Annotated in this window: 13 protein-coding genes; 6 read left to right on the top strand and 7 right to left on the bottom strand. The window is 68.0% G+C overall.

The window, feature by feature from the left end:
- Nucleotides 1–5 precede the first annotated feature (5 nt).
- The gene (locus K6V06_RS01470; RefSeq protein ID WP_222239790.1) at nt 6–1,226 is read right to left on the bottom strand and encodes an alanine--glyoxylate aminotransferase family protein; all 1,221 of its coding nucleotides are present in this window, start codon (nt 1,224–1,226) and stop codon (nt 6–8) included.
- Between the two features lie 225 nt (nt 1,227–1,451).
- Here K6V06_RS01470 and K6V06_RS01465 point away from each other — a divergent pair, with 225 nt between their 5' ends.
- From K6V06_RS01465 to K6V06_RS01445, 5 genes are all read left to right on the top strand, one after another.
- A complete protein-coding gene (locus K6V06_RS01465; RefSeq protein WP_222239789.1) occupies nt 1,452–2,186 on the top strand; it encodes a GntR family transcriptional regulator in 735 nt (244 codons plus the stop codon).
- A gap of 290 nt (nt 2,187–2,476) precedes the next feature.
- A complete protein-coding gene (locus K6V06_RS01460; RefSeq protein ID WP_370637350.1) occupies nt 2,477–4,063 on the top strand; it encodes an ABC transporter ATP-binding protein in 1,587 nt (528 codons plus the stop codon).
- Nucleotides 4,056–5,171, top strand: coding sequence for an ABC transporter permease (locus K6V06_RS01455; RefSeq protein ID WP_222239787.1), 1,116 nt, complete (start codon nt 4,056–4,058; stop codon nt 5,169–5,171). The genes K6V06_RS01460 and K6V06_RS01455 overlap by 8 nt, the downstream gene beginning before the upstream one ends.
- 17 nt (nt 5,172–5,188) lie before the next feature.
- Entirely contained in the window at nt 5,189–6,109 is a 921-nt protein-coding gene (locus K6V06_RS01450; protein ID WP_222239786.1) for an ABC transporter permease, read from the top strand.
- A 57-nt stretch (nt 6,110–6,166) separates the two neighbouring features.
- Nucleotides 6,167–7,306 (top strand): BMP family ABC transporter substrate-binding protein, encoded by a 1,140-nt coding sequence (locus K6V06_RS01445; RefSeq protein WP_222239785.1) that lies wholly within the window; start codon nt 6,167–6,169, stop codon nt 7,304–7,306.
- Nucleotides 7,307–7,404: 98 nt separating this feature from the next.
- Here K6V06_RS01445 and K6V06_RS01440 read toward each other — a convergent pair whose 3' ends face one another.
- The 3 genes from K6V06_RS01440 to K6V06_RS01430 are packed head-to-tail and all read right to left on the bottom strand — an operon-like array spanning nt 7,405 to nt 10,067.
- Nucleotides 7,405–7,581 carry a DUF2474 family protein gene (locus K6V06_RS01440; protein ID WP_222239784.1) on the bottom strand — a complete coding sequence of 59 codons (177 nt, stop codon included), beginning with the start codon at nt 7,579–7,581 and terminating at the stop codon, nt 7,405–7,407.
- Nucleotides 7,581–8,588, bottom strand: a complete 1,008-nt coding sequence (gene cydB, locus K6V06_RS01435; RefSeq protein ID WP_222239783.1) for a cytochrome d ubiquinol oxidase subunit II — start codon at nt 8,586–8,588, stop codon at nt 7,581–7,583. Before cydB ends, K6V06_RS01440 begins: the two co-directional genes overlap by 1 nt.
- An 18-nt stretch (nt 8,589–8,606) precedes the next feature.
- Nucleotides 8,607–10,067, bottom strand: coding sequence for a cytochrome ubiquinol oxidase subunit I (locus K6V06_RS01430; protein ID WP_222239782.1), 1,461 nt, complete (start codon nt 10,065–10,067; stop codon nt 8,607–8,609).
- 493 nt (nt 10,068–10,560) lie between these two features.
- On the opposite strand from K6V06_RS01430, the gene K6V06_RS01425 reads away from it, so the two are divergent.
- Nucleotides 10,561–10,854 carry a YkvA family protein gene (locus tag K6V06_RS01425; protein WP_222239781.1) on the top strand — a complete coding sequence of 98 codons (294 nt, stop codon included), beginning with the start codon at nt 10,561–10,563 and terminating at the stop codon, nt 10,852–10,854.
- Nucleotides 10,855–10,946: 92 nt separating this feature from the next.
- On the opposite strand, the gene K6V06_RS01420 is transcribed toward K6V06_RS01425, so the two are convergent.
- The 3 genes from K6V06_RS01420 to K6V06_RS01410 form a co-directional block, all read right to left on the bottom strand.
- Nucleotides 10,947–11,927 carry a quinone oxidoreductase gene (locus tag K6V06_RS01420; RefSeq protein WP_222239780.1) on the bottom strand — a complete coding sequence of 327 codons (981 nt, stop codon included), beginning with the start codon at nt 11,925–11,927 and terminating at the stop codon, nt 10,947–10,949.
- A 45-nt stretch (nt 11,928–11,972) separates the two neighbouring features.
- Nucleotides 11,973–12,761 carry an SDR family oxidoreductase gene (locus tag K6V06_RS01415; RefSeq protein ID WP_222239779.1) on the bottom strand — a complete coding sequence of 263 codons (789 nt, stop codon included), beginning with the start codon at nt 12,759–12,761 and terminating at the stop codon, nt 11,973–11,975.
- A gap of 67 nt (nt 12,762–12,828) precedes the next feature.
- Nucleotides 12,829–13,755, bottom strand: coding sequence for a DMT family transporter (locus tag K6V06_RS01410; RefSeq protein ID WP_222239778.1), 927 nt, complete (start codon nt 13,753–13,755; stop codon nt 12,829–12,831).
- Between the last annotated feature and the right edge of the window lie 299 nt (nt 13,756–14,054).

The following is a 14,054-nucleotide window of genomic DNA, read 5'->3' as shown; positions in this document are numbered from 1 at the left end:
CCCCTTCAGGCCGCTGCCTTCAGCGCCGGGGTATCGGCGTGCGAACCGAGATAGTCCATCGCCGCCACCACGCCGCTTTCGCGCACCGGCACGCCGGACATCTTCAGGCCCATTTCGCAGCCGGCCAGCGTGGCCATCAGCGTCAGGTCGTTGCAGTCGCCAAGATGGCCGATGCGGAACATCCTGCCCTTCATCTTGCCCAGCGCCTGGCCCAGCGACATGTCGAAGCGCTCGTAGATCCGTTTGCGCACCGCATCGGCATCGACGCCCTCAGGCATCATCACGCCGGTCAATACGGGACTGTAGACAGCCGGATCGGCGCACTGGATCTCCAGGCCCCAGGCGCGCACGGCGCGGCGGGTGGCTTCGGCCAGCCGCTGGTGGCGGGCGAAGACGTTGTCCAGCCCTTCGCCCATGATCATATCCAGCGCCTCGGACAGCCCGTAGAGCAGGTTGGTGCTGGGCGTGTAAGGCCAGTAGCCGTTCTTGTTCGATTCGAGGATCTCCTCCCAGCGCCAGAAGCTGCGCGGCAGCCCGCCCGCCTTGCTGGCTGCGATCGCCTTGGGCGACAGCGCGTTGAAGCTGATGCCGGGCGGCAGCATCAGCCCCTTCTGCGAGCCGGACACCGACACGTCCACGCCCCACTCGTCGTGCCGGTAGTCGGCCGAGCCCAGCCCGGAGATGGTGTCCACCATCAGCAGTGCCGGGTGTCCGGCCGCATCGATGGCGCGGCGCACCGCGGCGATATCGGAGGTCACGCCGGTCGAGGTCTCGTTGTGGACCACGCAGACCGCGCGGATGGCGTGGCCGGTGTCCTTGCGCAGGCGCGCCTCGATCATGTCCGGCTGCACGCCCCGCCGCCAGCCCTCGATGCCGGGCAAGCCGAGAAACTCGGGCTTCAGGCCGAGCGACTCGGCCATGGTCTTCCACAGCGTGGCGAAGTGCCCGGTCTCGTACATCAGCACCGTATCGCCCGGGTTCATGGTGTTGGACAGCGCCGCCTCCCAGGCCCCGGTGCCCGAGGCCGGATAGATGATCACCGGATGCTCGGTCTTGAAGATCTGCTTGATGCCGGCCAGCACCTTGCGCCCCAGCGCACCGAATTCGGGGCCGCGGTGGTCGATGGTCGGGTAGCTCATCGCACGCAGGATGCGGTCGGGCACCGGGCTCGGTCCCGGAATCTGCAGGAAGTGGCGACCGGCGGGATGAAAGTCGAGCGAAAGCATGCGCTGTGTCTCCTCGTTTGAATTTTGAATTCAAAATACTGTAGCAGCGGCGACGCAGCATCCCAAGGAGAAATTCAGGGCAACGGCCTGTCGTATACCCGCAGTCGCCCGGCGCGGGCCGAACGCTGGCCGCTGCGCTAGAATTGCCAGCATGCGGCGCGGCAACGGAGAGCGGCAGCGAGCGTCCACTCCTTGTCCACGCCAGACCAGCTTGAGGATTTTTGCATGCAAAAAACGACGGACGACCCGGCCGAGCCGGTGGCCGGGCCGCTTCTGCCGCGCCTGGAACGACAGCGCCTGCATGACACGGTGGTCGATCACCTGCGCCGGTTCATCACCGAGGGCGTGCTGGCACCGGGCATGAAGCTGAACGAGCGCGAGCTGTGCGAGACGCTGGGCATCTCGCGCACCCCGCTGCGCGAGGCCTTCAAGGTACTGGCGGCGGAAAACCTGATCGAGCTGTCGCCAAACCGGGGTGCCAGCGTCTCGCGCATGACCGAGGCCGAGATCTGGGAAGCGTTCGAAGTGATGAGCGGCCTGGAAGCCTTCGCGGGCGAACTGGCCTGCGAACGGATCACGCCCGCGGAGCTGGCCCAGATCAAGGCGCTGCACTACGCAATGCTTGCCTGCCGGGCGCAGAACGATCTGTCGGGCTACTACAGCCGCAACCAGGAGATCCACGACCGCATCAGCGAGGCCGCGCGCAATTCCGTGCTGCGCAAGACCTATGTGTCGATCAACCGGCGCCTGAAGGCGCTGCGCTTTCGCTCCAACCAGCAGACCGAGAAGTGGGACCGAGCCATCCAGGACCACGAGGCCATGATCCAGGCGCTGGAAGCGCGGGACGGCAAGCGGCTCGCCACCATCCTGCGCCAGCATCTGCTGGAAAAGCGCGACGCGGTCTTGCAGCAGCAGAAGCCCGGGCCGACCCCGCAACTGGCGGCCGGCGCCGCGGCCTGACGGTCGCCGCAGGCGCGGCGGCAAACCCCCTCGACTAGCACGAAAGGACCCGGCATGCGACTTGCACCCTGCCGGAAAGCCTTGTGCTGTCTGGCCCGCGCGACAGGTGCGGGTGGCGGCGACAGGGACTTATATAATCGCGGCCTGATAACGGACATCGCCGCGGTGTGATGACGCAGCCTCCTGCTGCGCGGCGCTCCGTCGCGCGCTCCGGCTGCGTCGCCTGCCACCTGGCCAGGGCGCACCGCCGCCCGGGTCCGCTCTGGCCTAACCCTTTCGAATCGTCACCTGTGAGCCTTCACTCCCCGCCGCCCCGGCTGGCGTTGTCGCATATCGTCAAGCGCTACCCGGGCGTGGTTGCCAACGACGACGTGTCGCTGACCGTCGCCCCGGGCGAAATCCACGCCGTGCTCGGCGAAAACGGCGCCGGCAAGTCGACGCTGATGAAGATCATCTACGGCGCGGTCCAGCCCGATGCCGGCGTCATGCACTTCAATGGCGCACCGGTTTCGATCGCCAGTCCGCACGATGCCCGCAATCTGGGCATTGCCATGGTGTTCCAGCATTTCTCGCTGTTCGACACCCTGACGGTGGCCGAGAACATCGCCCTCGGGCTGCCGGCCGGCCAGCGCGCCGGCACCAGCATGAAGCAACTGGCGGCGCAGATCCGCGAGACCGCCGACCGCTACGGGCTGCCGCTGGAGCCGGAGCGCCACGTGCATACGCTGTCGGTGGGCGAGCGTCAGCGGGTCGAGATCGTGCGCGCGCTGCTGGCGCGCCCGCAATTGCTGATCCTGGACGAGCCGACTTCGGTGCTGACGCCGCAGGCGGTGCAGACGCTGTTCGTCACGCTGCGCCAGCTGGCCGACGAAGGCACCAGCATCCTCTATATCAGCCACAAGCTGGACGAGATCCGCGCGCTGTGCCATCGCGCCACGGTGATGCGGATGGGCAGTGTCACGGGCGTTTGCGACCCGCGCGAGGAAAGCGCGGCGTCGCTGTCGCGGCTGATGATCGGCGGCGAGCCGCCCCGCGAGGCGCGGGTCGCCGCCGATCCGGGCGCGGTCCGGCTGGCGGTGCGCAACCTGACGCTGCCGCGCGCCCATGCCTTCGGCACGGCGCTGGACGCCGTCTCGTTGGACGTGCGCGCCGGCGAAATCGTCGGCATTGCGGGCGTGTCCGGCAACGGCCAGCAGGAACTGCTGGCGGCGCTGTCGGGCGAGAATCCGGCCGCGGCCGCCGACGCGGTACGGCTGGACGACAGACCCGCGGGCCGGCTGGATGCCCGTGCCCGCCGGCGCGCCGGCCTGGCCTTCGTTCCCGAGGAGCGCCTGGGCCGCGGCGCGGTGCCGGGCATGAGCCTGGCGTCCAATACGCTGCTGACCCACCAGGCCCCCCCGTATGTCGGGCGCGGCCTGATCTCGCCCAAGGCCGCCGCGGGACTTGCCGCGGCGATCATCCGGCGCTTCGGCGTCAAGGCCAGCGGCCCCGACGCGCTGGCGCGCAGCCTCTCCGGCGGCAATCTGCAGAAATTCATCGTCGGGCGCGAAGTGGAAAGCGGCCCCGGCGTGCTGATCGTCGCGCAACCCACCTGGGGCGTGGATATCGGCGCGGCCGCGCAGATCCACAACGAACTGCTGGCGCTGAAGGCCACGGGCTGCGCGATCCTGGTCGTCTCGGAAGAGCTCGACGAGCTGTTCTCGCTGTGCGACCGGCTGCATGTCATCGCCAAGGGCCGGCTGTCTCCGTCGATCCCGATCGAGGCGGCCACCCGCGAACAGGTCGGCCTGTGGATGAGCGGGCTGTGGGCAGGCGGTCCCGCCGACGCCTCGTCGCAGCAACAGATGCAACAGCAGCAGGAGGTGAGCCATGGCTAAGTCCTTCCCGCTGACGCTGGCGCCGCGCGGGCTGCCCTCGCGTCCGATGGCGTATGCCTCGCCGCTGCTGGCACTGGCGCTGACGCTCGCCTTCGGTGCGCTGCTGTTCGTGCTGCTGGGCAAGGACCCGGTCGCCGGATTGCGCGTCTTTCTCTTCGACACCGTGCGCGACAAGCGCGCCCTCGGCGAGGTGCTGCTCAAGACCGTACCACTGGTGCTGTGCGCGCTCGGCCTGTCGGTCTGCTACCGGGCCAACGTCTGGAACATCGGCGCCGAGGGCCAGCTGATCGTCGGCGGCATCTTCGCCGCCGCCGCCGTGCTGTGGTTCGATGTGCCGGGTCACACGGCCAATGGCGCGCTGGTGCTGACGCTTGCCGCGCTCGCGGGCGTGGTGGGCGGCATGCTGTGGGCGGCGATCACCGCGCTGCTGAAGGACCGCTTCCATGCCAACGAGATCCTGGTCTCGCTGATGCTGACCTATATCGCCCAGCAGCTGATCCTGTACGTGGTGAACGGCCCGCTGAAGGACCCGCAGGGCATGAACTTCCCGCAATCGAAGGTGTTCTCGGCGGAATTCCTGCTGCCGAACCTGCTGTCGGGATCGCGGCTGCACGCGGGCTTCCTGGTAATGCTGGCGCTGGTCGTCGTGATGACGGTCTACATCTTCCGCAGCTTCGCCGGCTACCGGCTGCAGGTCGGCGGGACCGCTCCGGCCGCGGCGCGCTACGCCGGCTTTCCGGCGCGCGCCGCGCTGTGGCAGGCGCTGCTGATCTCGGGCGGCTTTGCGGGGCTTGCCGGCGCGTTCGAAGTCACCGGCCCGATCGGCCAGCTGCTGCCGTCGATCTCGCCTGGCTACGGCTTCACGGCGATCATCGTCGCCTTCGTCGGCCGGCTGCACCCGGTCGGCGCCGTGTTCGGCGGCATCGTGATGTCGATCTTCTATATCGGCGGCGAGATGGCGCAATCGCGCCTGGGCCTGCCGTCGGCGATCGGCTGGGTCTTCCAGGGCATGCTGCTGTTCTTCCTGCTGGCCTGCGACACCCTGATCGAGAACCGCCTGCGCTGGCGTTCGGCGTCCGGCGCGCGCCAACCCCACTCCGCCGCCTGAACCGGCGCTCGTCATCGATGGAACAATTCGCTCCGCTCCTGGCCTCGGCCATCAATGCCGGCACGCCGCTGCTGCTGGCCGCGCTCGGCCTGCTCATCAACGAACGCGCCGGCGTGCTGAACCTGGGCGCCGAAGGCATGATGCTGGTCGCCGCCGTGTTCGGCTTCATGGTCGGCTACCAGACCCAGTCGCCGCTGCTGGGCTTTTTCGCCGGCGCCCTCGCCGGCATGGCGATGGCCACGCTGTTCTCCTGGCTCGCGCTGGTGCTGGCGACCAACCAGGTCGCCACCGGCCTGGCGCTGTCGATCTTCGGCACCGGGCTGTCGGCCTTCATGGGCCAGCGCTTTGTCGGCTTCGCCATGCCGGCGCAGGCCAGCGGCATCCCCGGCCTGTCGCAGATCCCGGTGCTCGGCCCCGCGCTGTTCCAGCACCACTGGATGGTCTATTTCAGCGTGCTGCTGTGCGTCGCCATCATGTGGTTCCTGTTTCGCAGCCGTGCCGGGCTGGTGCTGCGCGCCGTGGGCGAATCGCCGGAATCGGCCCATGCGCTGGGCTACCCGGTGCGGCTGATCCGCTTCGGCGCGCTGCTGTTCGGCGGTGCCTGCTGCGGCGTGGCCGGCGCCTACCTGTCGCTGGTCTACACGCCGATGTGGGTCGAGAACCTGGTCGCCGGCCGCGGCTGGATCGCGCTGGCGCTGACCACCTTTGCCACCTGGCGCCCGGGACGGGTGCTGGTCGGCGCCTGGCTGTTCGGCGGGGTCACCATCCTGCAGTTCTACCTGCAGGGCATTGGCGTCGCGGTGGCGTCGCAGATCCTGTCGATGCTGCCCTATGCCGCCACCATCGTCGTGCTGGCGCTGATCTCGCGCAATCCAGCCTGGATCCGCCTGAACATGCCGGCGTCGCTCGGCCGCCCGTTCCGCCCCGGCAGCGCCTGATAACCGCGCAAACCAAATCCCAAGCCAACCACACTGAACGACACAAGGAGAAATCGAATGATCGTCACGCGCAGGAAGACCCTGGCCGCGCTCGCCGCCACCACGTTGCTGGCGCTCGCCGGCTGCGGCAAGAAGGAGGAGGCGCCGGCCCAGGGCAGCGCGCCCGCCGCCCCCGCGGCAGAACAGGCTGCCGAGCCGCTGAAGGTCGCCTTCGTCTATATCGGCCCGGTCGGTGACGCCGGCTGGACCTACGCGCACGACAACGGCCGCAAGGCGGTCGAAGCGAAGTTTGGCGACAAGGTCAAGACGACTTACGTCGAGAACGTGCCCGAGTCGGCCGCGGACGCCGAGCGCGTGATCCGCGACCTGGCCAGCCAGGGCAACAAGCTGATCTTCGGCACCACCTTCGGCTACATGGAGTCGATGCTGAAGGTCGCGCGCGAGTTTCCCGACGTCAAGTTCGAGCACGCCACCGGCTTCAAGACCGCCGAGAATGTCGCGCAATACGATGTGCGCACCTATGAAGGCGCCTACCTCGCTGGCGTGGTCGCCGGCAAGATGAGCAAGACCGGCAAGATGGGCGTGGTGGCGTCGGTACCGATTCCCGAAGTGATCCGCAATATCGACTCGTTCGCGCTGGGCGCGCGCAGCGTCAACCCGAACGCCACCGTCAAGGTGGTCTGGGTCAACAAGTGGTTCGATCCGGGCAAGGAGCGCGAGGCGGCCACCACGCTGATCGGCCAGGGCGCCGACATGCTGATGCAGAACACCGATTCCGCCGCCGTGGTGCAGACCGCGCAGGAGAAGGGTGTGCACGCCTTTGGCTGGGATAGCGACATGACCCGCTTCGGCGCGAAGGCCCATCTGGCCGCGTCGGTGATCGACTGGAGCGTCTACTACAACAAGGTCGTCGAAGACGTGCTGAACGGCCAGTGGAAGACCAACACCACCTGGTGGGGCCTGAAGGAGAACATGATCGACCTGAAGAGCTTCAACGGCGACGTGCCGGAGGACGTCAAGGCGCTGGTGGCGGAACGGCGCAAGGGCATCGTCGACGGTACCGCGCCGATCTGGAAGGGTCCGATCAAGGACAACACCGGCAAGGTGCAGATCCCCGAGGGACAGGTCGCCGACGACAAGTTCCTGCACGGCGTCAAGTTCTACGTCGAAGGCGTGGAAGGCAACATTCCGGGCTGATCCCGTGTCGGGCGGTGTCCCGGGGGAGACCGCCCTGCCCGGCAAGCAGAAAGGGGAAAGCGCGCCACGGCGCTTTCCCCTTTTTTATCGGCCGGCGCTCAGCTGCTGCGCATGCCGGCCAGGCCCATGCCCAGGCGCACCACGATCGCAACCACGCCGACCGCGCCCACGCCGCAGATCCACAGCACCAGCAACCAGATCAACCGGCTGCGCCAGCTCCGCGTCGGATTGTCCGCGGCCTCTCCTTCCTGCCGCTCGTTGCGCGGATCCTGCATCAGTGATACCCCTCCCCCACGCGGACCTTGCCGCGAAAAACGTAATAGGACCAGAACGTGTACATCAGAATGATCGGGATGATAAACAGGGCGCCCACCAGCGCAAAGCCCTGGCTCTGCGGCGGCGCGGCGGCATCCCAGATCGTGATCGACGGCGGCACGATATGCGGCCACATGCTGATGGCCAGCCCGCTGTAGCCGAGAAAGACCAGTGCCAGCGTGCAGAGGAACGGCGCGGCATGCGCATGCTGCCGCAGGCTGCGTTGCAGCCCCAGCATCGCCAGCACCACCAGCACCGGCACCGGCGCGAACCATAGCAGATTCGGCAGGCTGAACCAGCGCTCGGCGATCTGCGGGTGCGCCAGCGGCGTCCAGATGCTGATCACGCCGATCACCGCCAGCAGCGCCCACGCCAGTGGACGGGTCAGCGCCATCATGCGCTGGTGCAGCGGCCCCTCCGTCTTCATGATGAGCCAGGTGCTGCCGAGCACCGTATAGGCCACCACCACGCCCAGGCCGCAGAACAGCGGAAACGGCCGCACCCAGTGCAGCGGCCCGCCGGCAAAGACGCCCTCGGTGACGCGGATGCCGTCGATATACGCGCCCAGCGTCACGCCCTGGAAGAAGGCGGCGGTGAACGAGCCGGCGATGAAGGCGCGGTCCCAGATCGGACGCTCGCGGTCGTTGGCCTTGAAGCGGAATTCGAACGCCACGCCGCGGAAGATCAGCCCCAGCAGCATGAACACCAGCGGCAGGTACAGCGCGCTGAGCACCAGCGAGTAGGCCAGCGGGAAAGCCGCCAGCAGTCCCGCGCCGCCGAGCACCAGCCAGGTCTCGTTGCCGTCCCAGATCGGCGCCACCGTGTTCATCATGACGTCGCGGTCGTGGCGCTCGGGCATGAACGGATACAGCATGCCGATGCCCAGGTCGAAGCCGTCCATCACCACATACATCATCACGCCGAAGAAGATGATGACGGCCCAGATCAGCGAAAGGTCGATGCCCATGGTTTGCGCTCCGGAGGTCTAGCCACGTGGATCCAGCGACGGCGCCTCTTCGGCGGTATTGCGCTCGCCCGGCACATCGCCCCGATCGTCCGAGGCGGACAGCGGCCGCATCGGCGTGCGGTCCTGCCCCGGGCCGCCTTCGCGGGCGATGTCGCCTTCGCCCGGCGCCGGCCCCTTGCGCACCAGCCGCAGGATGTAGGCGAAGCCGACGCCGAACACGAACAGGTAGGCGACGATGAAGATGCCCAGCGTCAGCGCCAGTTCCGGCGCCCCATGCGGGGACACCGCGTCGGCGGTGCGCATCACGCCGTACACCACCCACGGCTGCCGGCCGATTTCGGTGGTGAACCATCCGGCCAGGATCGCGATCACGCCGGCCGGCCCCATGCACATCGCCATGCGCAGGAACGCGCGCGAGCGGTAGAGCCGCCCGCCCCGCCTGAGCACCAGGCTCCAGACCCCCAGCGCGATCATCAGCAGGCCAAGGCCCACCATGACCCGGAAGGTCCAGAACAGGATGGTCGCGTTCGGCCGGTCCTCGGGGGGGAACGACTTCAGCCCGGGAATCTGCCCGTCCCAGCTATGCGTCAGGATCAGGCTGCCCAGGCGCGGGATGCCGACCGCGAAGCGCGTCTGCTCGCGCTGCATGTCCGGCCAGCCGAACAGCAGCAGGGGCAGCGCCTGGTTGCCGTGGTTCTCCCAATGGCCCTCCAGAGCCGCGATCTTGGCGGGCTGGTGCTTCAAGGTATTCAGCCCGTGGAAGTCGCCGATCACCGCCTGCACCGGCGCCAGCACCAGCACCAGCCACATCGCCATCGACAGCATCTTGCGCACCGCGGCATTGTCGCGGCCCCGCAGCAGATGCCATGCCGCCGCGCCGCCAACGAAGAGTCCCGTCGCCAGGAACGCGGCGACGGTCATATGCGCCAGCCGATAGGGGAACGACGGGTTGAAAATCACCTTGACCCAGTCCACGGGCACCACCCGGCCATCGAGGATCTCGAAGCCCTGCGGCGTCTGCATCCAGCTGTTGGAGGCAAGGATCCACGTGGTGGAGATCAGCGTGCCCAGCGCCACCATCACGGTCGACAGGAAGTGCAGGCCCGGGCCGACCCGGTTCCAGCCGAACAGCATCACGCCGAGAAAGCCCGCTTCGAGAAAGAACGCCGTCAGCACCTCGTAGGCCAGCAGAGGCCCGGTGATGCCGCCGGCGAACTCGGAAAAGCCGCTCCAGTTGGTGCCGAACTGGTACGCCATCACGATCCCCGACACCACGCCCATGCCGAAACTGACGGCAAAGATCTTCAGCCAGAAGTGATACAGATCGCGGTAGTGCGGCCGGCGCGTGCGCAGCCAGCAGCCTTCCAGCACCGCCAGATAGCTGGCGAGGCCGATGGTGATGGCCGGGAAGATGATGTGAAAGGAGATGGTGAAGCCGAACTGGATCCGGGCGAGCTCAAGTGCGGTGAAGCCGAACATGGGGTCTCCTGGGTTCGGTTGGGGCGGCGGGCGGCGGGCGGCGGCGGTCGGTTGCCCTCTCCCCCGGCCCCTCTCCCGCGCGGCGGTCGAGGGGAGCAAACCGCCAGCGCCAGGCAACGCCACTGGTCTGCTCCGCTCTCAGCGCCTGGACGAGTCGAGCCAACCGCCAGCGCCAGTCACGCCACTGGTTCGCTCCCCTCTCCCGCTTGCGGGAGAGGGGTCGGGGGAGAGGGCAGCACGCTAGAAGCGTGCCCACCCGAGAAATTGTCCCGACCAGCTCATAGGGCATCGGCGTCCAGTCCCCACCGTAGCCGCAGGAAGGGCCTCGCGAGCACATCGACTTCACCCGAATGCCTTCGACGTCCCAATTGCCGGCACTACCTGCCCAATGCCGCGAACCATGGGAACTCCCGCCTTGCCCGACAGCCCAAAACCCGGTACGGCGCGGCAGTCATTCCTGCACGCGCCGCATTCCCGCAGGGAGGCAAACGAGATGTGGAAACGGTTCTCCGCGCTGTGGACATTGGCGCGACAGGATGGACGCGTGCTGTGGCACGCCTTGCGGCACCCCGACGCGCCGCGCTGGCTGCGCCCGGCGGTCGCCGGCGTCGTGCTGTACGCGCTGTCACCGATCGACCTGGTGCCCGATCTGATCGCCGGCCTCGGTATCGTCGATGACCTCGTTCTGGTGCCGCTGGCAGTGCACCTGATCCTGCGCAAGCTGCCGCCGCATATCGTGCGGCAGGCACAGATGCGTCGCGGCGCGACCACCGTCCGGCCCCGCTGAAACCGGCCCGACCAGGCATGGAAAAAGGGCGCATGCGGTTACCCCGCATGCGCCCTTCTTGCTTGCCGGCCTGCTGCCGACGTCTGCCAACCTCAGCCGTTCGGCAGCAGCACCGTCGAACCGGTCGTCCTGCGCGCCTCCAGGTCGCGGTGCGCCTGGGCGGCGTCCGCCAGCGCATAGCGCTGGTTCACCTCGATCTTCACCTTGCCGCTCTGCACCACCTCGAACAGCTCGGCGGCCATCGGCTCCAGCAGCGCACGGTTGGTGACGTAGGTCGCGATGGTCGGCCGGGTCAGCTTCAACGACCCCTTGCTGGCCAGCAGCGACAGGTCCACCGGCGGCACCGGTCCCGACGCATTGCCGAAGCTGACCATCATGCCGCGCGGCGACAGGCAGTCCAGGGAGTCGTGGAAGGTCTGCTGGCCGATCGAATCGTAGACCACCGGTACGCCCTTGCCACCGGTGATGTCCTTGACGCGCTCGAGGAACGACTCGCGTGTATAGACCACCGGATGGTCGCAGCCATGCTGGCGGGCCAGCTCCGCCTTCTCGTCGCTGCCGACCGTGCCGATCACGGTAGCGCCCAGCGCCTTGAGCCACTGGCAGGCAATCAGCCCCACCCCGCCGGCGGCCGCGTGCAGCAGCACGGTATCGCCCGGCTGGACGCGGTAGGTGTCGCGCACCAGGTATTGCACGGTCAGGCCCTGCAGCATCATCGCCGCGGCCTGCTCGAAGGAGACCGCATCGGGCAGCTTCACCACGATGTCGGCCGGCATCACGCGGACCTGCGCATAGGCCCCTGTCGGCCGGCCGGCATAGGCGACACGGTCGCCCACCCGCAGGTGCGTCACGCCCTCGCCCACCGCCTCGACCACCCCGGCGCCTTCCATGCCGATGCCGCCTGGCAGCGGCTGCTTGTAGAGGCCGGTACGGAAATAGACATCGATGTAGTTCAGGCCGACGGCTTCCTGGCGCAGGCGGATCTCGCCCGGGCCCGGTTCGCCGACCTCCACGTCCACCCACTGCAGGACCTCGGGACCGCCATTCTCGAAGATGCGGATCGCTTTGCTCATGGTGTCTGGTTCTCCTGTGAAGCGGCTCGCGCTGGCAACGGGGGCCTAGAACGTACCCGGGTAGGCGCCGCCGTCCAGCAGCAGGTTCTGTCCGGTCATGTACGCCGCCTGCTGGCTGCACAGGAAGGCGCAGGCCGCGCCGAACTCGGCCGGATCGCCGAAGCGGCGGGTGGGATTGGTGGCCGCGCGCTTCTGCGCCACTTCATCGACGCTCAGGTTGGCCTTGCGGGCGGCGCCTTCCATCGTCTTGTAGAGACGGTCGGTATTGAACGGGCCGGGCAGCAGGTTGTTGATGGTCACGCCATGCTGGGCCACTTCGCGTGCCACGCCGGCCACGAAGCCGGTCAGCCCGGAGCGGGCGCCATTGGACAGCCCCAGCACGTCGATCGGCGCCTTGACTGCGCCGCTGGTGATATTGACGATGCGGCCCCACTTGCGCGCGATCATGCCGTCGACGGTGGCCTTGATCAGCTCGATCGGGGTCAGCATGTTGGCATCGATCGCCGCGATCCAGTCCTCGCGTTCCCAGTCGCGGAAGTTGCCCGGCGGCGGGCCGCCGGCATTGTTGACCAGGATATCCAGGTCGCCCAGGCGCGCGACCGCCTCCAGCGCCAGCTTGCGGCCCTCGGCGGTGGTGATGTCGGTTGCCACCGCCACCACCTGCACGCCATGGCGCGCGCGCAGATCCGCCGCCGCCTTCTCCAGCGCTTCGGCGCCGCGCGCCACGATCACCACATCGACGCCCTCGCCCGCCAGTGCGTCCGCACAGGCGAAGCCCAGGCCCTTGCTCGCGCCGCACACCAGCGCGCGCTTGCCGCGCAATCCGAAATCCATCCTGGTTCTCCTAGTTTCAATGCCGGGCGTGCGACGCCCATGCGGTTCTCGATTCAATGCGGGCCGGTCAGGCCTTGCGAGCCGACAGCAGATAGATGCCGCCCATCACCAGCGCGCTGCCCAGCAGCTGCACCGCGGTGATCGGTTCGCCCAACAGCCAGAAGCCGAGGAACAGCGTCGACACCGGACCCACCATGCCGGCCTGCGAGGCCATCGGCGCGCCAATGCGGGCCACCGCCATCATCGTCATCGACACCGGCAGCACCGTGCAGAACACAGCATTGATGGCGGACAGCCACATCACTGGGGCCGGCTGCGCCAGCGCCTGCCAGGGCCGGCCCAGTACCGCGTACTGGATCACGCAGCAGGCGGTGGACACGCACATCGCATACGCCACCAGGCGCAGCGAGCCGATGCGGGCGACCAGCTCGCCGCTGGCGATCAGATAGATGGCATAGCTGACGGCGCTGCCCAGTACCAGCGCGGCGCCGAGCCAGACCTGATTGCCGCTGACGTCCAGGTCATGCGCCAGCACCAGCACGATGCCGGCATAGGCCAGCGCCAGCGACGCCCATTGGCGGCCGCTGATCCTGCGCTTGAAGCCCAGCGCGGTGGCAAGCAGCACGAAGGACGGCGTCAGGAACAGGATCAGCCGCTCCAGGCCGGCGGTGATGTACTGCAGGCCAAGGAAATCCAGGAAGCTCGACAGGTAATAGCCGATAAACCCGAGCAGCAGCACCCGCCCCCGATCGGCCCACGACAGCGGGGCCATCTTCATGGACTGCCACCAGCCGATCGCCATGAACAGCGGCACCGCGAACAGCATGCGTAGCGTGATGACCATCACCGCGTCAACCTGGTAGCGGTACATCAGCTTGGCGACGATCGCCTTGCCGGAAAACAGCACGGCGCCCACGGCGGCAATCGCCAGTCCGGAGCGCTGGCGGGCGAGGCTGCCGGCTGGCAGCGCAAGGGATTTCTGGGAAGCGGACACGGTTTGTCGTTGAGGGCCAGCGGGCCGCAAAGGGCAGGCTGGCGGCGGTCGGGCGGACGCGATGGATTGTATGCCAAAAGGCGCAAGGGCATTGGCGGGCGCTTTTGGTGCATTGCCCTCTCCCCCGCCCCTCTCCCGCCAGCGGGAGAGGGGAGAAAACCAAGGCTATTCCAGGCTGCCGGCTTGCTCCCCTCGCCCGCTTGCGGAAGAGGGGCCGGGGGAGAGGGCAGCAAACCCGAAGCGCCAACCCGCCTCAAGCTTCCGCTCGCCGCGTCCGTTAACGCAGCTGACCGCGAGCG

Source organism: Cupriavidus sp. AU9028, from assembly GCF_019795295.1.
GTDB lineage: Bacteria > Pseudomonadota > Gammaproteobacteria > Burkholderiales > Burkholderiaceae > Cupriavidus.
This window is presented reverse-complemented; position numbering and strand designations above follow the sequence as displayed.